The organism is Endozoicomonas sp. ALB115 (assembly GCF_049310245.1).
Lineage (GTDB): Bacteria > Pseudomonadota > Gammaproteobacteria > Pseudomonadales > Endozoicomonadaceae > Endozoicomonas.
On record NZ_JBLYZG010000001.1, the window covers coordinates 124,607 to 148,013 of the forward strand.

General features: G+C 49.4%; 23 protein-coding genes, 4 tRNA genes and 1 pseudogene. 12 read left to right on the forward strand and 16 right to left on the reverse strand.

Features of this window, described 5'->3' with window-relative positions; translation table 11 throughout:
• Positions 1-7 precede the first annotated feature (7 nt).
• The 9 genes from ACO6VE_RS00550 to ACO6VE_RS00590 form a co-directional block, all read right to left on the reverse strand.
• Positions 8-328, reverse strand: a complete 321-nt coding sequence (locus ACO6VE_RS00550) for a DUF2190 family protein (protein WP_422459146.1) — start codon at positions 326-328, stop codon at positions 8-10.
• Between the two features lie 86 nt (positions 329-414).
• Positions 415-2,463, reverse strand: coding sequence for a ClpP-like prohead protease/major capsid protein fusion protein (locus ACO6VE_RS00555; protein WP_422459148.1), 2,049 nt, complete (start codon positions 2,461-2,463; stop codon positions 415-417).
• Positions 2,444-3,943, reverse strand: a complete 1,500-nt coding sequence (locus ACO6VE_RS00560; RefSeq protein ID WP_422459150.1) for a phage portal protein — start codon at positions 3,941-3,943, stop codon at positions 2,444-2,446. The genes ACO6VE_RS00555 and ACO6VE_RS00560 overlap by 20 nt, the downstream gene beginning before the upstream one ends.
• On the reverse strand, positions 3,940-4,140 hold the full coding sequence (locus tag ACO6VE_RS00565) for a hypothetical protein (RefSeq protein WP_252025773.1): 201 nt from the start codon (positions 4,138-4,140) through the stop codon (positions 3,940-3,942). The genes ACO6VE_RS00560 and ACO6VE_RS00565 overlap by 4 nt, the downstream gene beginning before the upstream one ends.
• Positions 4,141-4,146: 6 nt before the next feature.
• Positions 4,147-5,973 (reverse strand): phage terminase large subunit family protein, encoded by a 1,827-nt coding sequence (locus ACO6VE_RS00570; protein WP_422459153.1) that lies wholly within the window; start codon positions 5,971-5,973, stop codon positions 4,147-4,149.
• Between the two features lie 43 nt (positions 5,974-6,016).
• Entirely contained in the window at positions 6,017-6,559 is a 543-nt protein-coding gene (locus tag ACO6VE_RS00575) for a terminase small subunit (RefSeq protein ID WP_422459155.1), read from the reverse strand.
• A gap of 93 nt (positions 6,560-6,652) precedes the next feature.
• Complete coding sequence (locus ACO6VE_RS00580; RefSeq protein WP_422459157.1) at positions 6,653-6,853, reverse strand: hypothetical protein; 201 nt, start codon at positions 6,851-6,853, stop codon at positions 6,653-6,655.
• A 79-nt stretch (positions 6,854-6,932) separates the two neighbouring features.
• Positions 6,933-7,445 (reverse strand): hypothetical protein, encoded by a 513-nt coding sequence (locus ACO6VE_RS00585; RefSeq protein WP_422459159.1) that lies wholly within the window; start codon positions 7,443-7,445, stop codon positions 6,933-6,935.
• A gap of 18 nt (positions 7,446-7,463) precedes the next feature.
• Entirely contained in the window at positions 7,464-7,607 is a 144-nt protein-coding gene (locus ACO6VE_RS00590; protein WP_422459161.1) for a hypothetical protein, read from the reverse strand.
• A gap of 26 nt (positions 7,608-7,633) precedes the next feature.
• Between ACO6VE_RS00590 and ACO6VE_RS00595 the strand changes: the two genes are divergently transcribed.
• Positions 7,634-8,158 carry a hypothetical protein gene (locus ACO6VE_RS00595; protein ID WP_422459163.1) on the forward strand — a complete coding sequence of 175 codons (525 nt, stop codon included), beginning with the start codon at positions 7,634-7,636 and terminating at the stop codon, positions 8,156-8,158.
• A 64-nt stretch (positions 8,159-8,222) separates the two neighbouring features.
• On the forward strand, positions 8,223-8,909 hold the full coding sequence (locus ACO6VE_RS00600; protein WP_422459165.1) for a hypothetical protein: 687 nt from the start codon (positions 8,223-8,225) through the stop codon (positions 8,907-8,909).
• A gap of 389 nt (positions 8,910-9,298) precedes the next feature.
• On the opposite strand, the gene ACO6VE_RS00605 is transcribed toward ACO6VE_RS00600, so the two are convergent.
• Entirely contained in the window at positions 9,299-10,234 is a 936-nt protein-coding gene (locus ACO6VE_RS00605; RefSeq protein WP_422444938.1) for a YiiX/YebB-like N1pC/P60 family cysteine hydrolase, read from the reverse strand.
• Positions 10,235-10,416: 182 nt separating this feature from the next.
• Between ACO6VE_RS00605 and ACO6VE_RS00610 the strand changes: the two genes are divergently transcribed.
• Positions 10,417-11,010, forward strand: a complete 594-nt coding sequence (locus tag ACO6VE_RS00610; RefSeq protein WP_422459167.1) for a DUF1285 domain-containing protein — start codon at positions 10,417-10,419, stop codon at positions 11,008-11,010.
• A gap of 22 nt (positions 11,011-11,032) precedes the next feature.
• Here the strand turns inward: ACO6VE_RS00610 and ACO6VE_RS00615 are convergent, their stop codons facing one another.
• Positions 11,033-12,691 carry an electron transfer flavoprotein-ubiquinone oxidoreductase gene (locus ACO6VE_RS00615; protein ID WP_422459169.1) on the reverse strand — a complete coding sequence of 553 codons (1,659 nt, stop codon included), beginning with the start codon at positions 12,689-12,691 and terminating at the stop codon, positions 11,033-11,035.
• Between the two features lie 427 nt (positions 12,692-13,118).
• On the opposite strand from ACO6VE_RS00615, the gene ACO6VE_RS00620 reads away from it, so the two are divergent.
• The 9 genes from ACO6VE_RS00620 to ACO6VE_RS00660 all read left to right on the forward strand — a co-directional run bounded on the left by ACO6VE_RS00620 (position 13,119) and on the right by ACO6VE_RS00660 (position 18,972).
• A complete protein-coding gene (locus ACO6VE_RS00620) occupies positions 13,119-13,868 on the forward strand; it encodes an electron transfer flavoprotein subunit beta/FixA family protein (protein WP_422459171.1) in 750 nt (249 codons plus the stop codon).
• Positions 13,868-14,797, forward strand: coding sequence for an electron transfer flavoprotein subunit alpha/FixB family protein (locus ACO6VE_RS00625; protein ID WP_422444930.1), 930 nt, complete (start codon positions 13,868-13,870; stop codon positions 14,795-14,797). Before ACO6VE_RS00620 ends, ACO6VE_RS00625 begins: the two co-directional genes overlap by 1 nt.
• A 159-nt stretch (positions 14,798-14,956) precedes the next feature.
• Positions 14,957-15,598, forward strand: coding sequence for a UvrY/SirA/GacA family response regulator transcription factor (gene uvrY / locus ACO6VE_RS00630; RefSeq protein ID WP_422444928.1), 642 nt, complete (start codon positions 14,957-14,959; stop codon positions 15,596-15,598).
• Positions 15,599-15,767: 169 nt separating this feature from the next.
• Positions 15,768-17,612, forward strand: a complete 1,845-nt coding sequence (gene uvrC, locus ACO6VE_RS00635; protein WP_422444926.1) for an excinuclease ABC subunit UvrC — start codon at positions 15,768-15,770, stop codon at positions 17,610-17,612.
• 155 nt (positions 17,613-17,767) lie between these two features.
• A complete protein-coding gene (pgsA, locus tag ACO6VE_RS00640; RefSeq protein WP_422459173.1) occupies positions 17,768-18,331 on the forward strand; it encodes a CDP-diacylglycerol--glycerol-3-phosphate 3-phosphatidyltransferase in 564 nt (187 codons plus the stop codon).
• A 140-nt stretch (positions 18,332-18,471) separates the two neighbouring features.
• Positions 18,472-18,547 (forward strand) — tRNA-Gly (locus ACO6VE_RS00645).
• A gap of 107 nt (positions 18,548-18,654) precedes the next feature.
• Positions 18,655-18,728 (forward strand) — tRNA-Cys (locus ACO6VE_RS00650).
• Positions 18,729-18,788: 60 nt separating this feature from the next.
• Positions 18,789-18,875, forward strand: a tRNA-Leu gene (locus ACO6VE_RS00655).
• 23 nt (positions 18,876-18,898) lie between these two features.
• Positions 18,899-18,972: transfer RNA gene (locus ACO6VE_RS00660), tRNA-Cys, on the forward strand.
• Positions 18,973-18,989: 17 nt separating this feature from the next.
• On the opposite strand, the gene ACO6VE_RS00665 is transcribed toward ACO6VE_RS00660, so the two are convergent.
• The 5 genes and pseudogenes from ACO6VE_RS00665 to ACO6VE_RS00685 form a co-directional block, all read right to left on the reverse strand.
• A complete protein-coding gene (locus tag ACO6VE_RS00665; protein ID WP_422446125.1) occupies positions 18,990-19,604 on the reverse strand; it encodes a protein DA1 in 615 nt (204 codons plus the stop codon).
• Positions 19,605-19,817: 213 nt separating this feature from the next.
• Positions 19,818-20,045: pseudogene (locus ACO6VE_RS00670) on the reverse strand (LIM domain-containing protein); the annotation flags it as partial.
• Between the two features lie 73 nt (positions 20,046-20,118).
• A complete protein-coding gene (locus ACO6VE_RS00675) occupies positions 20,119-21,231 on the reverse strand; it encodes a tyrosine-type recombinase/integrase (RefSeq protein WP_422459175.1) in 1,113 nt (370 codons plus the stop codon).
• A complete protein-coding gene (locus ACO6VE_RS00680) occupies positions 21,228-22,307 on the reverse strand; it encodes a hypothetical protein (RefSeq protein ID WP_422459177.1) in 1,080 nt (359 codons plus the stop codon). The genes ACO6VE_RS00675 and ACO6VE_RS00680 overlap by 4 nt, the downstream gene beginning before the upstream one ends.
• A gap of 383 nt (positions 22,308-22,690) precedes the next feature.
• Entirely contained in the window at positions 22,691-23,020 is a 330-nt protein-coding gene (locus tag ACO6VE_RS00685; protein WP_020583484.1) for a MarR family winged helix-turn-helix transcriptional regulator, read from the reverse strand.
• Between the last annotated feature and the right edge of the window lie 387 nt (positions 23,021-23,407).

Consider the following 23,407-nt stretch of genomic DNA (forward strand, 5'->3'; position numbering starts at 1 on the left):
TGATGGATTAACGGTTCAGCTTTACCGCAATGGAAGTATCACTATCCGAAGCGGCTGACCAGCAGGTACCGGCAGCCGTATTGCCACTGGCTGTAGCGGTGATCGTTCCATCCGACTTGAGATAAACCTTGGCACCCTGGGTAATAGCACCAGTGCCTTTGGGCAGATCAAAAACGCCATCAGTCATACCCACCGCCAGTTCACCGGACAGTACAGTACTGATAGCGACCACCACCACGGTACCCACCACCACTGCAGAGCCGGAATCCACATCCGCCGCCGCAGTGAACTCAATGGTTTTGCCTTCCTGCAAATAATTCGTTGCCATGGAAATGTCCTCGTATTCAGAAACAGGAAGCCCGGCGCTTCAGGCAGGAAACACCGGGCAGGAAAGGTTTACAGCATGAGTGCTGCTTACCCCTTGATCTCTACGAAAGAGCGGAAGTCCATGGGCGCAACACCGGCATCCAGTGCCACCTTGAATTGGGTTCCGTCAACATCCCAACCCTGTTGCTGTTCCAAACGTGGTGCAGGGTTGCCATCCATGTAAGCCACTTCGATGGTATCGTACATATCACCGGCCACCAGATAACTGGTCGCGGCGGATGCGCTGTCCAGTCGCGCTTCGGAAATAGACTCCGCCATACCGAACACAGGGTTAGCGGCTTTACTGTTGGTTTTGCTTGGGTCAGCTTCGGAGCGAAGCAACGAACCGGCAGTGCCTTCCAGTGCAACCGGAGTCAGCAGATAGCCCGGTCCGATATTGAGATGAGCATCACCGTCCTTGTGAGTTCTCATCAAGGTTCTGCCTTTGTCCAGATTCTCAATGGACAGACCACCGGTCAGCGTATTTTTGTGAGCGCTGGCGAACAGCTTCACACCGTCGGACATTTCAGGGTTGCCGGTCAGAATCGCATAGACCAGATCACCCACGGTTCTGGCAGCAGCTCTGCCCATGGCCTGTGGCAGTCGTGTGAAGACAGAGAGATCATCGTTGATGATCGCCTGACGGGTAATGGAGAACAGCTTGCCATAAGTGGCCAGCAGGATGCTTTCCCCACGATCACTGACATTGCCGTATTTAAACTCAGCACCTTCCGCTACTTCTTTCAGGCTTGGGAAGGTGTTCAGGCCCACACGTTTGGTGGGTTTGAAATCGGTGAGTGTGCCTTCACGAGTCCAGCGGGTGAAGGTTTCAGGCGTTTCATCCCAGCCACGGAGCATGGCTTTATGGGCAACATCCGCCAGCACATTGCCGAAATCACTGGTACTGTGAGTGAAGGCAGCGGCCACCATGTTCATACGGCTGTCGTATGCCGACATATTCACGCCTTTTTCAGACAGTGCAGCCCGTGCCATTTCCTGCAGGTTGAACGACTTGTATGGATTGTCCTTCTCGGCTTTCACATCTTTGAACACACGGGCTTCCAGGGCATTCAACAGACCGTCGAAAACAATGCGACCGTTGTCGGCATGCACATGCACGTTATTGGATGGCGTACTTGGGCTGGTACCGGCACCCAGTCGGTTCAGTAGTTTGTCTTTGGCCTGTTCCGGTGTGATGGTGGTATCACTCATGCACTCAATCAACAGATCAGTATGCTGGCCATTGAAGGGGGTGAAGATGGCGCTGATCTGGTCGTTGCGCTCCTGGGCGGTCATGGTCTTGCTGGTATCACTGGCTGCAGGTGTCGGGTTACCGCCCGCTGCCGCCTGGTTATGCTCTTTAGGCATAGGTGCTTTCTCCTTGGTGTGTTGAGGGGCGGAACCCTCGGGGTTTTCCGGTTGTTCGGAACGATTGGCTTGATTGGTTGCGCTCTGGAAGAAGGCCAGCGCCTTATCGGGAATATTTTCGGTAATATTTTGCAGTCTTTTTTTGCCTTTGCTGTTCAGGCTGGCGGCCATGGCAGGCGCTTCAAAGACTTCATCAGCAAAACCGGCGTCCACCGCTTCCTGCCCGAAGTACCAGGTCTCTTCATCCATCAGTGCGGTGATCTCTTCTTCCGACAGGCCGGTACGTTTCTGGTAGGTGGTCATCAAAGAGGATTTGATCTGATCCAGCAGATCGGCCATTTTCCGCAGCTCGTCCGACTCACCCCAGGCATACGACCATGGGTTATGAATCATAAAGGCGGCAGACTCACCAATCACAATCTTGTCACCGGCCATGGCAATAATGCTGGCAATGGAAGCCGCCATGCCATCCACATAGACTTCAACAAAGGCGCTGTCCTGCTTCAGCAGGTTGTAAATGGTGACGCCTTCAAACACATCCCCACCCGGGCTGTTGATCCGGACCCGTATAGTATTGATCGTGCCGTTGGCTGCCCGCAGCTCTTTCAACTGGTTGGCAATGTTCTGGGCGGTAATGCCCCACCAGCTGCTGATCTCTTCATAGATGATCAGTTCGACCACTGAGTCAGCGGCCATTTTCAGGGAGTACTTACTGGTCTGTTTGGGCATTGTCTGAAACCTGTATGGAGGGTTTGTCAAAGTAGGGGTCGGTATCGGTCACCAGACCATCTTCACGGTTGGTCTGAATCTCTTTCAGGCGCTTGGCCCTGACCTTCACTGGATTACGACCTCTCGCCCGAATGGCTTCCGCATCGGTGGCATGGCCATTCCTGACATTCTGTTTCCAGGCATTGGCCTCTTTCACCGGATCAATCCACGGCATCACCGGTCCCAGGTACTCCGCATCAAACAAACTGCGGACATCCAGACTGGCCGGCGCACGAAGAACACCAGAGGCAATGGAGACCCGGATCAATGATTCATAACAGGGCATGGACCAGCTATTGATAAACTGATCCTGAAACACGGCGTGGGTACTGGTGACGTCCACCAGTTCTTGACGCTGGCTGGAATAGGTGCCCATGTAGGTTCTGGAAACCGTGCTGTAGCTGCTGGCGGTTCCGGCACAGGCCGCTTTCAGCATGGCGTCACGGTATGGGGTTAACAGGGCACTGGGGCGATTGCTTTCAATAGTGCCGACATCCTCCCCGGGGGCGAGATTGTCAAACACCATGAGTGGACTGATATCAAACGAACGCTCATCGTCATCGTCGTTTTGATTCCCCATGTACATCTGGGGTTCGCCCTTTTTGATATAGGCGGTCAGTGCCGCCGATACCTTGGCGGCTACCTGCTCGGCGTGTTCATAGTCTCTCAGGTCACCCAGTCGCTGAATCACCGGAGCCAGCAGGGAAATACCACGGGCCTGACGGGAACGACGAGCCAGTTTCAGATGCAGTATGTTGTCTGCTGACACCCGTTTGGTGGTCAGGCTCCACTTGCCCATCAGGTTGCCGGGATGATCTTTGTAAATGTGGTAAGCGGTTGGCTTGCCCCAGGCATTGCGCTCAACACCACCGACAATGTTACGGCTGGCATCGATCTGGCTTTCCGATGGCAGATAGTCCGCCTCCAGCAGCTCAACCGCCAGCGGTACCCGGGTAGCGAACTGATACAAATTAACTCGCCCCTGTACCAGCTGCCCCAGCATCTCACCATCCCGCAGCCAGCTGAGACAGACAATACGCTCCGCATCACTGCGGGGCATGCCACAGGTGGTGACGGATCGGGACCATTCTTCAAACAGGCCGGAGAGTTCTTCCGCAAAATCCGTAAGGATTTCGCCACTTTTATCCCTGGGCGTAGGCTCAATCAGAATACCCTTGGCACCGATGACCCCTTTGACTTTCTCATCCAGAATACCGGCGGCCAGATCATAGTTTTCATCCAGCCATCGGGCCTGCTCCCGCAATGAACGGGAGTGGATCGCGACCGCATCACCGGAACCGGTAGAGCGTTTGATCTTGCGCAGCCGGTCCGGCCTGGCCGCCTCATGCTGTGCCAGTATTTCAAATTGCGCCCGGGCTCTCAGACGGTTCAATGCCCGCTGGGGAAAGAAAGGGGCAATCATCCGGTCAAGAATATTCACCAGTTAATGACTCCCACACTGTAAGGCTTGCGACGGGTTTTCGCCTGTAGACGACGCTCCCACTCTTGACGGCCCTCACGGATTTCATTGAGGTTTTCCATGGTGATGGTGCGACCGTTCATGGAGACGTTCTTCCCGGCAAGCAGGTCTTTTTCGGCCTGAATGTACAGGTCGATCATCTGTTGTTCTGGAGACATAGGTATTTAGAGCCAGCTGGATTGATGAACGGACTTTCGTTTTTTGGTGGACTGGTTTTTTCGGCCTTCCGGTCTTGCCCGATCCAGGTCAAGCCCGAAGTGCTGTTGGGCAATACGGACCGCAGCCAGGTTATACACCTCCAGGTCCGTCGGTTCGTTACGGACACCGGAAGGGCATTCCCACCGGTACACCCGCCGACCTTTAACAAAGCTGAGTTTCTTGCGCTCAGCAGTCAGCCCTTTGAAATAGAGTTCATCCGCCCATTCCACCATGGGCAGGTGCATATACCCCTTGATGGGTTTGGTCAGGTCTTTGGCCTGCATGGCCAGCCGTGAATAGATAATATCCTTGGCGTTATCGGTACCGACTTCCGTCAGGTAGACGCCTTTGCGGTTTCGCTTCCGGGGGAAGTTGGCCACCGGCTTACCGTAGACCGACGCCCCTTTGATGGGAATGCGCCGCATCGGGTCTTGACGACACCAGGCATACACCTCATCGGTATAGTGACCACCGGAGTCGATACAGATCAGACCCACGGACATTTTCGCACCGCTGGCATGGTGAAAACTCTGGTCAACGTATTCGGTCAGTTTTTGCCAGATCAGTTCACCGGCAGGATCACCGATCAGACGCTTGTAACCAATCAGCCAGCTTTCTTCACCCGGGCCATAGGCCTTGATCTTGATTTCCAGTCGATCATCCTGGGTGTCCACGGAACCGGCGATATAGACAGCCCATTCCGGTATGGTGGGCAGATAGGTTTCCCTTCGGGCGTAAAGGTTTTCCCATTCCAGCTTTTCGCCGGTTTCGTCGTCCCAAGTCTCACCAAGGGTGGTATTGACGAAGGTCTTTAGTTTTCCCTGGTCGTCTCTGGTATTCAGGAAGTCTCTGGCGATACGTTCCCAGGTTGTGAACGGGCTATAGGCTGTCCAGATATTCCAGGTGACAGACTCGGGGGGTTCGCTGACTTGCCCATTCAACAGAAACTCGTAGCCATCAACCGTGGTGATGCCTGTCTTATGACATCGCCACTGGGCTTTGGCAAAGTGCGGGGTCAGCTCATGCTGGCGAATCACACAGCCATTGTGTTCACACAGATACCAGACATCCCTCGGGTTATTTTCTGCCCACTTAATACCAAATGGGGCATCCTTCCCCCCCCACTTTAACGACTGATACTCCCCACAGTGCGGGCAGGGCACGAACATAAGAAAGTCAGTCTCTGACTCCTGGGCTGCCCGTTCAATCTGGCAGTGCCCTTTGATCTTGGGTGTGCTACCCCGGATGGATTTCGGGAAAGCAGAACCTTCCAGTCGTTTATCACCCAGAAAGGTAGGGGCTCCTTCTTTCTCCACGTCTTCCGGAAAGGCCGCCAGCTCATCATAGATAATGAAGTCCAGCGACTTTTCCCGATAGTTCTTTGCCGCCGTGCCACCCAGGCACCAGAGCTGCCGCTGGTTACTGAACTTCTTGGCTTCCAGCGTATTGTCCCGGTGCTTCTTGCCAAACCATGGGGCCAGCTTTTTCAGTACCGGAACATCCCGAATAGCCGTTTCCACATGGGCTTTCATAAAGCCACTGGCGGCACTGTCCGTTGGCTGGAGAATCATGCCGTTGCGTTTTTTGTGTTGCAGCTGATAACCGGTAGCCGCTTTCAGCATTTGGGAGTAACCAACCCGGGCCGACTTGATCAGGTTCACTACCCGGATCTCGTCGTTACCCATGCTGTTCAGGATCGCTACCTGAAACGGTGCGGTCTCCCAACGCCCCTCGATGTAGGCCGATTCAGCCGACAAATAGAAATTCTCATCCGCCCATTCTGAACAGGTCATGGGCACTGGCCGGTGCATAGCCAAGAATCCAAGCCTGGCGGCTTTACATAGATTCTGCCGCTGTCTCGGAGAGATATTCATCAAGGTACTGGGGGATCAACTCATGGCCACGGGCAATGGCATTTTGTGATTTTACAATTTCCCGTTTGAAGTTTTCCAGCTGGACTGGTGTCAGTTCCGGATGCTTCCGCTTCATGTTCAGCACCAGAGTATCCAGAATGCCTGCCGCCTCAGCCAGGCATTTACCCAGCACATAAGACTGTAAATCCACCGGGGCCACTTTGCCTTCGGCCAGTTCGTTCTTTAGTTCCTGCCCATCGGCCTGTGCCCGGGTCAGTCGGTACCGTTCAAATTCAATGGAATCCGGATCCAGCTCTTCGGCACTGGTTGGTTTATGTTTCGATGCCTCATTAGCAAGACGATTGTCCAACACGGATCGGGCATCAAAGTAGACCGAACGACCAATCTTGCATAATGGCTGTACGCCCCATTTATCAAAGGCTTGAACGCTAACGCCAAGGCTTGCCGCCATGTCCGTTTTCTTTAGCCAGTGGGGTTCTGGTTGCAGTGCCTTATTCCCTGACATTTAAACAACAACCTGGCTCTGAAAAGCCTCATAAATAGTGAAAAACCGCGCCTCCGCCGACCCGTCTTTTCGTATGCCGGGGAAGGACCCGCGCTATCCGGCAACACCGCGCCACTTACGTTGCAGGTCTTGTGTGGACGGCTCTGGCTGTCGGTTGATGCTGGTCAGATCCTGCACTCGCCTGATTAACTGGCGGTTACGTTCCCTGAGTCGGTTGATGATCTGGTGATCTTCAAGCGGCTGCTCATTATCAGAACGCACTTCACCCAAGCCATTACAGCCCGTGCATACCATCAGGCTCCAGATACCCTTATGCTCTCCGGCACCATTGCATTCAGTGCAGGTGATCAGGTGCAGGCCTTTTGGTTCTCTACTAATGGGGCACCTCCGAAGGGCGGGGCACGTATTGCCCGGGCTTAATGCCATACAGGGCAATCATGGCTGCATCCCGTTTGTCGGCATTGCTCCTACCCGTCCATCCGGTCAGCCGATTGAAGTATTCGCTGTCTTTTTTGGCCTTCTTGAACCGGCCTTTCAATGGAGCAACCATCACATAGCGGCAATTCAAACGAATAAGATATTGTTCAATAAGACGAGTGACGCCTTTTGCTTGACCAACATTCTGGCCGATCTTTTCCCTGACCTTGGCCTTTTGACCATTGTGCTTTGCGTACAAAGCTTTGTTCAGCTCTACATCCTCAACCGCAAAGATCACATCAGGCTCAACTTCCTTTTGCAGCTGAATAAACTCCTGCAGGTCAAAGAAGTCCATATTCTGCAGGCTTTCAATCTGTCCGTTACGGACAATCGCCACGCCAGAAGCTTCCAGATCCGGATCAATCCCGATGATCATCATACTGTTCAAAATACTGTTTTGATTGTTCAAGAAAGGTTTTAATCATCATCAATTGAATAGCCCGGCAACTGAAAGGCTTTCTATCACTTCCCCAAAGGCAAAGCCTGCAGCAAAAACAAGCGTTGCTATAGCTGCAATCACGGCAGCATGACTTAGGTTAATTCCGGTTTTATCCGCTCCTTCTGGTGTCATCTGGCCTTCTACCTTTACTGTGTTGGATGGTTTATACTGCTTACTCAATTTATTTATTGGCCCTAGCTCAGCGGGGTCAGGATGGCGAGAAAGACACCGCTCAACGCATGCTGGACAAAATGCTTGAAGCCAATGGACTGACCTATGCCGATCTGGGGCAAGAGGTTAGAGAATGGGAAGTGTTCAATTTTGGCGGAAAGAAGATCCTTAAGCGGCTATTGAATCAAATTGTAGTTTCGGTAATTGGCAGGGAACGTGGGTGCTACACCGACAGGGCCCGGAAAAACAGCGTGCTTGCTGAAGTCACGATTGCCGAAAAAATTGAAATTGAACTGAAGTATTCCCTTTATAAAAAAGCCCTTGAGAATGAGTTGGAGGAAACCTTTCTGGCGTTTATTCATCGTCATCACATTTTCAATTGCGATCAGTCAGAACCAGAGGAAGAGCTCCAGATGTCTGAGGAAGAACTGGAAAAAATGCAGCGACTCGCAAAGAAAATTATGACCATCCAGCATGTGGATGTCAGGCAGGCCTTGCCGGAATCCATTTGATCAACTGAGCAATCATCCACATAACACAACCACTGGGCTTAATCACCAGCCTATAGGACTTTTTATGCCTAATCACGTAACCAATATGATGCAGTCCAGCAAAGAAGTTATTTCATCAATGATGAATGATGCCGGGTTGCCCGATTTTTCACTGGTCATTCCTATGCATGGTGATCTTGATCTTCAGGGACGTGGGTATTCTATGTCTGCAGAAGATGCCGCCAAATTAGTATGTGGCAATCATACCCATGAAAACCCACTGATTGCGATGTTGTCGGCCAGAGAAAGAGAGTCTATTGATGTAACTTCGTTTAGAGATACTGAGTTTAATCAGTTTCTTCAGATGGTCATTAATAAACGGAAACATGGCTATTACCATTCTATGGATTTCGCCAGAAATGCATGGGGTACTAAATGGGGAGCCTATGACTTTGACAAATCAAGATCGACTGAAGAAACCTTAGTTTTTGATACCGCATGGAATAGTCCAGAGAAAATATTTAAAGCCCTTTCTAAAAAGTTTCCCGACGAAAAAATTGTTATTAATTATGCCGATGAAGATTTGGGTTCTAATTGTGGAAAATACACATTATTAAATGGGGAGATTATTGAATCGGACATTGCTCCAAGCTACAGCGAGCAATCAACAGAAGAAAAAAGAAAATGGAATGAGTTTGCTTTTTTACTCTGCCATGGCGAAACAGATCCAAAGGAATGGGGATATGACGAACAATGGAACCTTACAGAGTGACCATTAAATAAACCAAAAAAACACCGGCCACCAGCGCCGGTTCTTTGCATCAACGCTAATTTTACTCCGAGTGAAACATAGGTAAATCCAAAACCATCTATGTCAACTCTATGGCAAAGCCAGAAATAACAGGTAACCATCTGATTTTATTGGCCGATGATGACAACTCCTAATGGTCTTAGCCCGTGTCTTCTTCCCCCAGAAGCGCGGGTTTCTTTTTGGCTGCCTTTTATGTTTCAGCTCTTGATCCTCGTGGCTCTTAAAGATCTTTAGTTGGTCAGGCGAAGAGTAAGTTGGCCGTGTCTACTTTTGTCTGCATGAACGGCTTTTCGTTTGTTATGCATCAAAAACCTGGAAAATGATTAAATGGCAGCATGCGCCTGGAGTGATCAGTGAGTTGAAACAGAGCCGCTCTCACCACTGTTTTTCTTATCAGGAGAGAGGGGAGCCGCATCACCCAAAACCTCATGATCCACAGTGCTTTCTTTCTGTAGCTGCTCAATTTGCTGGGAAGACATATAAAAATCCGCTTCTCGACCCTCCAGAACCCGCTGACCATGCCAGGGCAATAGTCGATAATCTGCGTGATGACTGTAATCGAGAAATGGATACTTGATAATCTGAAAGTAGGGGGAGTAATCAAAGTCACGGGGCGTGCACAGCTTTGGATTTCGTTGAAAGAGTTGTACGCCGGCATCGCCATCGTGTTTAACCAGGGGCAGGATGGGAAAGTGGATAAAACTAAAAGCTTCAGCAATCATGGTTGAGCAGACGGTTTTTGTTTCCTGACCCGGAGAATGCTGAAATAACGAGGAGCCAAGTCTTCTGGGCAGGAAAGAGTAGGGGAAGAAGAACCGGGCAAGATCAAGAATCTGTCTGACATTGTAATCCATACCCAGGCGGCTGGTTGCGTAGTGTATTACTTTCTGGCTGTCACTGTAGCTCAGACCTTTAGGTCGGCATATCCGCAAATGCTCCCCTTCATAGTTTTTCAGGGGCTGGATGGCGGTACCGATTCCCAGTTCACTCTCAATAATCAGTTGTTCATCAGGGGAGCCGCCATAGGATTCACTGACAATCTGGCGAATTCTGTCATCCTCAATGTCGTGTAGTCGGCCAAGGTAGAGCATGGCATGGGACCAGGGGCTTTGAGTTGTTTGCTTAATAACCCGGCTGACTCTGGATCTTCCTTCAACCAACAGAACATCGCAGGGCTTAATTTCATGCCTGACACGTTCAAAATCACACAGGGGGCTTGTTCTTTCCTGAACGTTGTGGCTTAGCCAGTCTGTAAGGCATCCCGCAACCATTTTGAAGAGTTCCATACTCCAGTCCTGAGCCAATCTTTATTTCTTTATGTTAGCATTGGTTATTCTTGACATTATGAATTGAGATAAAATTGACATTTTTTCATGAGTACATCTGCTTGATGGCAAGCACCCTGAAAAACATCAAAAAGCTGTTACTACCAAATAAGGCATAATAATGGGCTGAATAGCCAGCAAGCATGGGAGTATGCTTTGTGAACAATGGATCAAAGCCGGAAAATATTGTGGCAAATCTGCAGTTTTTGAATAAGAAAAAAGGATTGCCTCCTGTACACAGTTGGAACCCTCCTTTCTGTGGTGATATTGATATGCGCATCAGTCGGGATGGCCGTTGGCACTACAATGGCTCCCCCATTGGCAGGGAATCAATGGTGAAGCTGTTTGCTTCAGTTCTCAGGCATGATGATGATGGCCATTACTACCTGGTTACTCCGGTAGAAAAGGTAAGAATCCAAGTGGATGATGCGCCATTTGTTGCGGTTTCTGCAGAGGCTCGTGATGGTGCGAATGGTCCTGAATACCTTTTTACCACCAATGTTGGTGATGAGGTAGTGCTAAGCAACGAACACAATCTGAAAATGATCAAAAGTATGAAAACCGGAGAATTTGTGCCTTATATCCGGGTTAGAGATCGACTGGATGCATTGGTAAATCGCAATGTGTTTTACCAGTTAGTGGCAGAGGCCGTTGAAGCCCGGGTGACTGAGGGGATAGAGTTAAGCATTCGCAGTCAGGGGCAAAACTATTCCCTGGGAGTTGTTGAGGGTGGCTGAGCCACCCTCATTGCAGGAAAACTCACATGTTTGGATAATTCGGGCCGCCAGCACCTTCCGGGGCAATCCAGGTGATATTCTGAGCGGGATCCTTGATGTCACAGGTCTTACAGTGAACGCAGTTCTGGCTGTTGATCTGAAACCGGTTTTCTCCGCTATTCTCGTCCACCACAATCTCATAAACCCCGGCAGGGCAGTACCTTTGTGCTGGCTCATTATAAGCCGGAAGGTTTTGCTTAAGCGGAATGGTTGCGTCTTTAAGCTTCAGGTGACAAGGCTGATCCTCCTCGTGATTGGTATTCGAGAGGAACACTGAACTCAACCGGTCAAAGGTGATCACACCATCAGGTTTTGGATAGTTGATGGGGCTGGACTCTGCCGCTGGCTTGAGCTGGGCGTAATCCGCAGTGGTATCGTGCAGGGTGAATGGCAATTTGCCATTGAAAATATTGAGGTCTGCAAAGGCAAAGGCAGCACCAAAGATGTTACCAAATTTATGCATGGCCGGACCGAAGTTCCGCTGTTGATGCAGTTCTTTATAAAGCCAGGACGCTTTGAATGCCTCATCAAAGGATTCCAGTTTATTGCCGCCCTCAGAGCCTGCACTCACCGACTTGAACACTTCTTCTGCCGCAATCATGCCGGACTTCATGGCGGTATGGGAGCCTTTTATTTTGGCACCATTCATGGTTCCAGCGTCACAACCAATCAAGAGTCCGCCCGGAAAAGTCATCTCAGGTAATGACTGTGGCCCACCTTTGGCCAGTGCTCTTGCACCATAGGAAACCCGTTTTCCACCTTCCAGGTATTGTTTGATAACAGGGCTCTTTTTGAACCTCTGGAACTCTTCAAAGGGGCTAAGATGCGGATTTGAATAGCTCAAATCGGTAATAAGGCCCAGTACTACCTGATTATTCTCCAGATGGTAGAGGAATCCGCCACCGGTAGACCCGCTTTCAGCCAGTGGCCAGCCGGCAGTATGAACCACCAGGCCCTGTTGATGCTTCTCGGGTGCGATATCCCACAGCTCTTTAATGCCGATGCCGTAATGTTGAGGATCACGCCCTTCATCCAGCTTAAAATGGCTGATAAGTTGCTTGCCCAAATGCCCGCGGCATCCTTCGGAAAAGAGTGTGTATTTGGCGTGCAGCTCCATACCTGGCATAAAGCTGTCTTTCTCGTCACCGGAAGCTGAAATCCCCATATCTCCGGTGGCAATGCCCCTGACACTGCCATCGTCGTTAAACAGCACTTCCTGGGCGGGGAATCCCGGGAAAATTTCCACCCCAAGTGACTCGGCCTGCTCCGCCAGCCAGCGGGTGAGATTGCCGAGACTGATGATGTAATTGCCTTCATTGTGCATGGTTTTAGGCACAAACAGGTTGGGTACTTTTATGGATTTTTCTTCAGAACGAAGTACATAAATATCATCGGATGACACTGGAGTATTTAACGGCGCACCCAGCTCTTTCCAATTGGGAAACAACTCATTAAGCGCCGTTGGTTCAAAAACTGCCCCCGAGATGATATGAGCGCCAACTTCGGAGCCTTTCTCAACAACGCAGACACTGAGTTCTTTGTCCTGCTCCTGAGACAATTGCATCAGCCGACAGGCGGCTGACAAGCCGGAAGGGCCTGCACCCACGATAACGACATCAAATGCCATGGATTCGCGTTCCATGATGAGCTTCCTCCCTGTCGGAGTGTTATTTTCAGAACGGTATTCAAACAACTGTTTGAAATTGTTTGGCATTATACTCAGTGTTTCCCTAAATGGACAACACGTCATTAGTTATTAATACCTATACACAGCAATGTTCCGGCTGCTGAACAGCTGCTATCTTGTCCTCCACAGCTATTCTACAACCAGCAGGATCAGGTGTATTTCCGGTAATGCATAGTAACAGACACCTGTCTTAAATAAGAATATCTGAGTGAACTGACTGAAACATACGTTTGAACCCTTATTGACGTACTGGTAGACTGCGCTCCAGCAGATGTGTGAACACAGGTTGCTGAATGATAATAAAATTTGTCTGTCCGGTTGTTCGTTATCTGCTCGACAATTCAAGACCTAGCCAATAACGAGAAGGGAAGGCTGCGAACTCATGAAAATATTAGTAGCCGTCAAAAGAGTCATTGACTATAACGTCAAGGTTCGAGTGAAGACGGATAACACTGACGTCGATCTCACCAACGTCAAAATGGCAATCAACCCTTTCTGTGAAATTGCTGTTGAAGAAGCAGTAAGACTCAAAGAGAAAGGTGTCGCTACAGAAATCGTTGCCGTATCCCTTGGTGCCAAAGAGTGCCAGGAGCAGATACGAACAGCGCTGGCTCTTGGTGCAGACCGAGGCATTCAGGTTCAGACTGATCAGCCCCTGGGTTCCCTGGCAGTTGCCAAACTGCTAAAGGCCATTGTGGATGAAGAAAAGCCTGACCTTGTTCTTCTGGGTAAACAATCCATCGATAGTGACAATGGCCAGACCGGTCAGATGCTTGCGGCACTTGCCGGTATGTCTCAGGCAACCTACGCCTCAGAAGTCAATGTTGACGGTGATAACGTTAATGTTACCCGTGAAGTGGACGGCGGTTTACAGACGTTAAGCCTGAAGCTGCCCGCAGTGATTACCACGGATTTGCGTCTGAATGAGCCGCGTTACGCATCACTGCCCAATATTATGAAAGCCAAGCGTAAGCCTCTGGATGTCAAATCACCAGAAGATCTCGGTGTAGCAGTGTCGTCTACTTTAACGACGATCAAAGTAGAACCACCGGCTGAACGACAGGCGGGTATCAAGGTGGCCAGCGTGGATGAGCTGGTAGAAAAATTAAAAAATGAGGCGAAGGTGATCTAATGGCCATATTAGTCGTTGCTGATCATGATAACAGCACGCTCGGAGCGGGAACGCTGAACACGGTTGCAGCTGCCACCGCAATCGGGGGAGAGATTCACCTGCTGGTTGCAGGGTCCGGGTGTAGCGGAGTTGCAGAGCAGGCCTCTGCTGTAGCGGGTGTATCAAAAGTCTTGCTGGCCGAGAATGCTGCACTGGAAAACCGACTGGCTGAAAATGTCAGCCTGCTGGTTGCTGAACTGGGCAAGGATTACTCTCACGTACTGGCATCCACCTCAACCGATGCCAGAAATATGATGCCACGGGTGGCAGCTTTACTGGATGTTGATCAGATATCTGACATCATCCGTGTGGAAAGCGAAGATACCTTTGCTCGTCCGATCTACGCCGGTAATGCCATTGCCACGGTTCAGTCCAGTGCATCTATCAAGGTTATTACCGTTCGGAACACAGGTTTTGACCCGGTTTCTGCGGAAGGTGGATCTGCCAGTGTAGAAACCGTCGCCAGCAGTCATGATGCGGGAGTGTCGAGCTTTGTCAGCGAAGAGCTGGCTCAGTCTGACCGTCCTGAGCTGGCGGCTGCGGACATCATTGTGTCCGGTGGTCGTGGCATGGGTAATGGAGAGAACTTCGAGTTACTTTACAAAGTAGCGGACAAGCTTGGCGCTGCAGTCGGTGCTTCCCGTGCTGCCGTGGATGCAGGCTATGTACCCAATGACATGCAGGTCGGACAAACCGGTAAGATTGTTGCTCCCAAGCTGTACGTCGCCGTTGGTATCTCCGGAGCCATTCAGCATCTGGCTGGAATGAAGGACAGTAAAGTCATTGTTGCTATCAACAAAGATGAAGAAGCGCCCATATTCCAGGTTGCAGACTATAGTCTGGTAGCAGACCTGTTTGAAGCTATTCCGGAACTTGAAGGCAAGCTCTGATCAATAGGGCAGCTGCCTTTTAAAAAAAATACCACTTTCTTTGAAAGTGGTATTTTTCTACTGGTTTTATGCCTTTTTTTTCTCCCGGGGTTTTAAGCCCCATCAACTCTGTGCATAATCTTTCACAATAAAACGATAAGAAACATACCGGAGTAGATTTTGATACGAGTTCTGGTTGCGGATGATCATGATTTGGTGAGAACTGGAATTTCTCGCATGTTAGCTGATGTTGAGGGTATTGAAATTGTAGCCCAGGCTGTCAGCGGTGAAGATGCTATCAGCCTTTATCGGGAACTCACTCCGGATGTCACGTTAATGGATGTCAGAATGCCCGGCATTGGCGGGCTCGAAGCCACCCGGAAAATCTGCCAGATCAACCCTCATGCAAAAATCATTGCCGTAACCGTCTGTATGGATGACCCATTTCCCACCAGGCTGCTTGAAGCCGGCGCGTCAGGTTACGTCACCAAAAGTTCAAATATTACCGAAATGGTTACAGCCATTCGCACGGTATTTACCGGAAAGAAATACATTTCCCCGGAAATTGCCCAGCAAATGGCTTTGAAAGCTATAGAGCCAGACAGCGCGTCACCCTTCAATCAGCTCTCTCATCGCGAAATGCAAATAGCTCTTATGATTGTTAATTGCGAGAAAGTACAGACCATATCCGATAAGTTATGCCTTAGTCCCAAAACGGTGAATAGCTATCGCTACCGGATGTTTGAAAAGCTGAATATCACCAGTGATGTCGAGCTGACACACCTGGCTATTCGCCATGACCTGGTAGATACCATAGAGTGAACGCTGCCTTACAGGCTCTGATGAACCTCTTGTTGAGTTCCTTTCGCTACTCCCGGTGCTGATGCCCGAAAATCCTGTTACCTGTACTGAAAAATGCAGGCTTATTCGTTTCTACCGCGCTGTGAAGATATAATGAGCAGGTGATTTGATAACCGTTGTCTGGTGGTTCATGACAGGTAGTGAAGAAAGCAAAAAGTTTGATCACAAATCATTTCTGGAAAAGGTGTCGAGCCGTCCGGGGGTCTATGATATGCGTGATCACAGTGGCAAAACACTCTATATCGGTAAAGCGAAAAATCTTAAAAATCGTCTCTCAAGCTACTTCCGGGCAACCGGCCTTACCACCAAAACCATGGCTTTGGTAAGCAAGATTGCTGATATTCAACTGACGATTACCCACACTGAAACTGAGGCGCTGCTGCTTGAGCAAAACCTGATAAAAGACAGAAAGCCACCCTACAACATTTTGCTGAGGGACGATAAGTCATACCCCTATATCTATATTTCCGGAGATGATGATTTCCCCAGGATGGACTCCTGTCGTGGACGTAAACGACAGAAAGGCCAGTATTTTGGGCCTTACCCCAGTAGCGGAGCGGTTCGGGAAAGCCTGCACCTGCTGCAGAAGATTTTTAAGATACGTCAGTGTACTGACATCTATTTCAACAATAGAACCCGGCCCTGCCTGCAATATCAAATCAACCGTTGCAAGGCCCCCTGTGTTGGCCTGGTCTCAAAAGAAGAGTACCAGCAGGATCTTGAGGATACCCGGCAATTCCTGGATGGCAAAAACCAGCAGTTAATTCGTTCGCTGATAAAGCGCATGGAAGATGCTGCGGAATCCCTGGATTTTGAAGAGGCGGCGGCAACCCGGGATAAAATCAACCACCTCCGGGCTGTTCAGGAACAGCAGACGGTGACCAAATCGGCCGGTGATATTGATGTGATCGGGTTTGCCCAAATGGGTGGCAATACCTGTTTTGACGTGCTCTTTGTTCGTTCTGGCAGGTTGCTTGGCCATAAATATTACTTTCCTGATTTTAAGCTGGAAGCTGAACGGTCTGATTACCTGGAAGATTTTATGGCCCAGTTCTATGTCAGGCTGTTTGCCAGTCGTGATTTTCCCGAGGAGATCGTGGTTCCGTTTGAGCTGGCCGGTGCAGATACTATTGAGGACGCGATCCAGGCTGTTTCTGGCAAGAAAATCAAGATCAAGGACAAGGTACGTTCTGAACGGCACGATTGGTTAGGCCTGGCCAATAAAAATGCGCAGCAGAATCTTGAAAGTCACCTGGCGAGCAAGAGCCATTTAAACCAGCGATACGCACAACTTAAGGGTTTACTGGACATTGAGCAACCCATCCTGCGTATGGAGTGTTTCGATATCAGCCATACCATGGGGGAGGCAACTGTTGCATCCTGTGTGGTATTTGGTCCGGAAGGGCCGGTGTTCAGTGAATACCGTCGTTACAATATAACTGGTATAGAGCCCGGGGATGATTATGCCGCCATGGCGATGGCTCTTGATAAGCGTTATCAGAAACTGGCGGAGGCAAATGCAGGGGAGGGGGTCAGGCCGGATCTTATCATTATTGATGGGGGTAAGGGGCAGTTAGGAAAGGCGTCGGAGGTGATGACCAGGCTGCAATTGCCAATTCCCCTGCTTGGGGTTGCCAAGGGAGTAACCCGAAAGCCCGGGCTTGAAACACTGATTTACCAGGATCAGGAGCTCAACCCCGAAGGTGCTGACGCAGCATTGCTGTTGATACAACAGATCCGGGATGAAGCACACCGCTTTGCCATCACCGGGCATCGACAGCGCAGGCAAAAGGCCAGAAACCGTTCCGTGCTGGAAGATATTCCGGGTATTGGCAGCAAAAGGCGATCAGCTCTATTGAAGTTTTTTGGTGGTCGTGAAGGCGTGAGTGGTGCAACCATCGAAGAATTGAAGAAAGTTGAGGGTATCAGTCTGAAGCTGGCGCAGCAGATACATGAATATTTTCATAATGACTAGCACCGAAGAGCAGGACTGTGTACCGTACGCCCTGCTTTGATTTCTGGGATCATCCCGAAAGAGTAAGGCGATATGTCAAACCGTCCCAATAACGTCCCAAGGCTGCCAGCTGAATGCTTTATGGCCTTACAGCACAAGGGCTTAATTAAGTAGTTATGAACGTCCCGAATTTTCTAACACTAACACGAATTGTTCTGGTCCCATTTCTCGTCGTTATTTTTTATCTCCCATTTGAGTGGAGTTACCTTGCCTGTGCTGGAATATTTGCTTTCGCTGCCGCAACGGACTGGTTTGATGGGTATCTTGCCCGTCGGCTCAATCAGACAACCCCTTTCGGGGCATTCTTTGATCCGGTTGCTGATAAAATAATGGTTGCCACGGCGCTGTGCCTGCTGATTGATGAGTTTCGTGCCTTCTGGATGACGGTGCCGGCTCTGATCATTATTGGTCGGGAGATCGTCATCTCGGCCCTGAGAGAGTGGATGGCTGAACTGGGTAAGCGGACCAGTGTTGCCGTGAGCATGATCGGTAAGGCGAAAACCATGGCTCAAATGGCAGCCATTACCTTACTGCTATTATCACCAGTGCCTGTTGATTCCTGGATTGGTTTAATTGGTATTGTTCTGCTGTACCTTTCAGCAATTCTGACACTATGGTCCATGTATATTTATCTGAAGGCTGCCTGGCCAGATCTTTCTCCGTTCAATAAGCCTGACTGATGTGACGGAAAGCGGTTGACATCAAAGCAAAAAAACCTAAAATACGCTTCGTGTTCGGGCGCTGGCAGACAGTTAGCCAAAGTCGTCTAGCACTGGTTCTTGATTATCGATTGCCGATTGTTGATTATCAAAAAAAGTGTGCGGGAATAGCTCAGTTGGTAGAGCGCAACCTTGCCAAGGTTGAGGTCGCGAGTTCGAACCTCGTTTCCCGCTCCAATTATTCCGTTTATGTGATTCAATTGCATAAATACGAGCACGATACATTGATGCTTTCAATGTTCAGGTTTGTTCTTGCAGCAAGAACAAACCAGGCTCAAGGTTCTGGCGAGTTAGCAAAGCGGTTATGCAGTGGACTGCAACTCCATTTAGACCGGTTCGACTCCGGTACTCGCCTCCAGAATAAAATTGCAGGCAGAGCCTGTTTTTTTATGCTTTTACTCTGTACTATTCAAGTACTGCCCGAGTGGTGAAATTGGTAGACACAAGGGACTTAAAATCCCTCGATCGCAAGATCGTGCCGGTTCGAGTCCGGCCTCGGGCACCACCCATATTTCTTCTTTTGAGAAGGGCGAGTTAGCAAAGCGGTTATGCAGTGGACTGCAACTCCATTTAGACCGGTTCGACTCCGGTACTCGCCTCCATTTCTTTTTCCCTTCTGTTAAAAAAAGAAAGAGCTCCAGCGACCGGGGAATTTCTTTTTATCCCTGATAAATTCCAGAAGTGTGGTCAGTGGCATGTGCTTCAATGACTCTCTGGCCTCCCGAAACCCATCGCCATAAATTGGGTCAGCACTTTGCTCTAGCTGCTTTTTTCTGAATTCAGCATCTTTGGTATTAAGGTTTTTTAACCAGATATACTCCATTAATACGCACATTCCTTCCTCTACCTTCAGTGGCAGATTTTCATAATAATTGTAAAAAAACCAGGCATGGGTGAGTTCATGAATCATGACGGTTCGGAAATGTTCTTCCGGCAGATTGATCTGGATTAAAATGCAGTCAAAATTTCTGGCTAATATCTGTCCTTTCCGGTGGGTTGTTGTGGTTCGGGTAACTCCCAGAATGGGGTGATTATCATGAAAGTCGTGATGACTGGCGTCATTTAGCTCATCGCGGCCGCAGAGTTTTACAGGCGTCTGTGTCGAGTTCAGGCTAAGTCCAACCGATGCCAGGGCTGAGCGCATTTCAATAGCAATGCGGTCGGCGCGCTCCTGGGTGGAAACGCCATTGAGGCTGCATTTGTTGCAGATAACAACCCCGTCGGGATACTGCATACCGCCATTGGTGAGATTGTCACAAACAAGCCGGCTGCAGCTGGAACACTCCGGATGCCCATCATGGTTATTGCAAAAAGCATTGCCCCAGAAATCCACAAAGTAGTTTCTGGTGAGAGGGTTCCGACAGACAGAGCAGAGTGGGGCGGTCTGCTTTTGGGCACAAACCGGGTGCCAGGCCATTTTATCAAGTTCTACATAGTTTCCCTTGACGGGCTTTCTGCAACTCGGACACCTCAGGCAGTCAGGATGAAAGGCCTGGTTCCGGAATACGACAAAAGCCTTTCCTGCAAATGGCTTCCTGCAGCCACTGCACCTGAAACACCCCGGGTGCCAGCGCATGCCCATTGCCTTAACGAATTGGCCCTTGAGTGGTTTTTTACAGCCCTGGCAATAGTTCATGACCTTCCCTGATGTATGAGTAATCAGTCCCCAGACCATTTACGGAAGAATTCCTCCTTTATTACTGGTAAAAACAATTCTTCATGGTGATATGGTCTTCTTTTCAGCGTAATCAGATATGATGATCGGCAGCCATCTTTTTCAGTCTACTTGCTTCTGCATGGTAGTACTGGCTTGTGGTATTGATTGAATCATGACCTGCAAATATAGCAAGGTCTTCGATATCCATTGTTCGAGCCAGGTGCGTCAGTGCTGTGTGGCGCAGGGTGTGAAATGGCAGCCCCTGTAATCTGTGCCTGATATCCGGTGAGGCTTTGCTCTGGCAGTTTTCCATAAAGGAACGCCACCAGAATCGAAGCCCCCGGGCTGAAAGCGGGGTGATCAGACCCCCGGTTTTGCGTGTTTTTGGTGCCAGGGGAAAAGGGTCTCCGTACAGGCCTGAGAATCCATTCATGCCTCTGTATTCAATGATTTGCTGCTGGAGCACTTTATTCAGGGGAACCTGCCTTCTTTTTCTACCCTTACCCAAAACACTGAGATAAAAACCGTTGTCATTATCGGGGTGTATATCTGAACAGGTATGCCCGGTCAGCTCAGATTCCCGCAAAGCCAGCCCATAACTTAAGGAGAGGACAAGGCGGGTACGGGCTGATTCCATCCGTTCTCTTTCGGTGCCCATTGGCAGGCTTGCCAGACACTCTTTAATAAATTGCCACTCATTATCATAAAAATATCGGATGATGGTGTTGCCTCGGGCCACCTTTTCACCCGACCGAATAAGTGATGCAGCCGGATTGCCAGCGGTATAACGATTTTTCTCCAGAAAAGAGAAAAAAGAGGACAGCACATCAATAACCTGATCGGTGCTTTTTCCTGGCTTGATGGGGGATCTGAACATAATCCTCTCCGGCTGACCGGAAAGAATGCCAGGCATCAGCCAGCGCGGAGGTAAGTTCTGGATAAAGCTGACATAGGCTTGCAGGTGCTTAAGGCGCACATCTTTATACCCAATTCCTAATTCAAAGTACAAAAACGCTGTCAGCCTGGTTATTTCTCGCTCATAACGGCGCAGGGTCTCTTCTGAGCGGGCTCCGGACTTGTTCAGGAAAAGCACCATTGCTTCACCATCATTGCCCGCTCCCATCATATTGTCATTTGTACCATGATGAGCGGGCAGGGCGGGGAGGGCATTCAGGAAAACAGAAGGGTGAATCGGCTGGCTCACTGCGTTACCTCAGGAGTATCGGTTTTTTTAGACAACGCTTTTTCAAAGGCCTCGGCAATACCGCGGGCTCTTTCAAGTTCAAGTCGAAGAGTGCTGATTTCATCAAGTCGCTCTTCTGTTTCCAGCAGCCGACTCTCCAGCTTTTCTTTATCTGATATTGCGGTCCTGTATTGCTCTTGCATCATATTGGATTCCCTGGCTCCCGCCAGAAGGTTGCGCACTGCACCTAATAAATTGCCCTGATCGCTGTCCAGCAGCACCATAAGCTGATTGGCAAGCTGAACCGTGGCTTCTGTCTTGCCTTTCTCTGAAGACAGATTATTTCTTTCTTCGCAAACCTGAATATATACCTTCGATTTGCTGTCCAATCGGCTTTGCAGCTCCAGATTGTGTTTTTTTAATTCCTGCTGTTCCTGGAGTTGGTTGCTTATCTTCTTTTCCAATCCCTGCTTTAACCTTCGCTCATCATCGACCACGCCAATCCAGTGATTCAGTTGCTCCTGGCTCCGTTGGTCCATCTGTTTTTCCAGGTTGCTGATGGCTTGAAGATGAAGGGCTTTTTGCTCAGCAGCCGCAGATTGCAGTTGTTCAGTTTGTCTCTGTTCTGATTTCAGCAGTGATTCCAGTTCTTTCAGGTCCTGGTTTCTCTGCTGCAAACTGAGCCTCGTTGTCTCCAGCTCTGTACTGATATGCTGAACCTGATCCTGGAGTTCAGAGTTGCTGCGGGACAGTTGACTATTCTTTTCCAGCAGTTGATTCAGGCTTTCCTTTAGCTCATCGATCTCCTGGTTAGCGGCCTCTGCAAAATCCCGCTGCTCTTCGGATAACTGGTGCTTCCATTGGGCAATTCCTCTTTTCAGGCCTCTGACCAGATCCTCCGGCAATTCAAGCGCTTCGGCTTCGCCCAGAGCGCCTAAATATCGCCATTCATTGTAATAAGGCAGCACGGTCTGCTTCCCCATTTTTCCGATGCGGGCGACTTTGTCGGCGTTAATTCTCTCACCTTTCTCTTTCAAGTCATCAAGGATGCTGAAAATGTGCTGCCTTCTGACTTTGTCCTGCTCTGAGTTCTTCATATTCGCTGTAGTATCCCAAAATATAGAACCAATAATACCGGTATTGTAATACCAGTATTATCAGTCTCACAATATGAAACTTTACTGCCGGTAACTGAACTTACCGGCAGTAACCTGTATTTGATAGCGGATATGGGTAGCAATAGGCAGAGGGCAGAGCCTGTTGGTGATTTATTGGGTAATTCGACGTGTCGGTGCGTCCCTAAGACGAAACCGGTTTACTTTAGGAAATAAGAGAGGAAGGTCCGGGTTCAGCCCCAAAATGCCGAAGAAAAATGAGAAGTGGATATAGTGAGGATAAGAATAGAGGAGGGTTAGGGCCCTAAAGAGTAACTTCTACAATACTCCCACAACCGTGTAGGGCCCTGGTGATACTGGCTTGTTCATTTCAGATATCGAGCTTTCTGCTTGATTTTTTCCACCAGTTTTTTGCCTTTGGCCGTCAGGGTCAGCTTGAAATAGCGACCATCATCTTCGTGCTGGACCTTTTTGATCAGACCGAGGCCAGGCCTGTCGTGCCGTCCTTCACCCAGACGTTTCACGCTGACCGCGATATCACTTGGGGTACCACAGGTGAGCTTTTCAGCATTGACAAGATCTGTAATGGTTTCCCCGGGGTTTTCTGCAACCACGAGGAGAATTTGCCATTGGATAACCGTCAGTGGTTGTTCCTGCATCAACTGGGTTAATTTGATAAGACCTTTTAAAGTCATTGGCAGTTACCTTTCTCTAGTTAGTTATGAGGTTTGTTGTGGACTAGTAGCGTCGTTTACTTTCCATGCTATTAGGCTTAAGCCTAGTCTGTACAACTGTTACGGCGACTGCTATACCAGAGTAAATGTTAGACAGTTTTCTACTGTTATAGCAAGTTTCCGTTCACAGTCGTTAAACATTTCGGCAATGAGTAACAAAACTGTTACGTTAGGAAACAAACGCTCAGAGGGCGATCCTTTCAGTCATGGAGCATCCGGATCGTCATTCAGCCCGCCAATTATTACGACTGAAGGCGGATAGAGCTCAATGACGTCTAATGAGCAGTGTCTCCTTAATATTGGTAAAGTGTTAGACAACGATTTTTGGAAAAAATTCTCTAAAAAAAT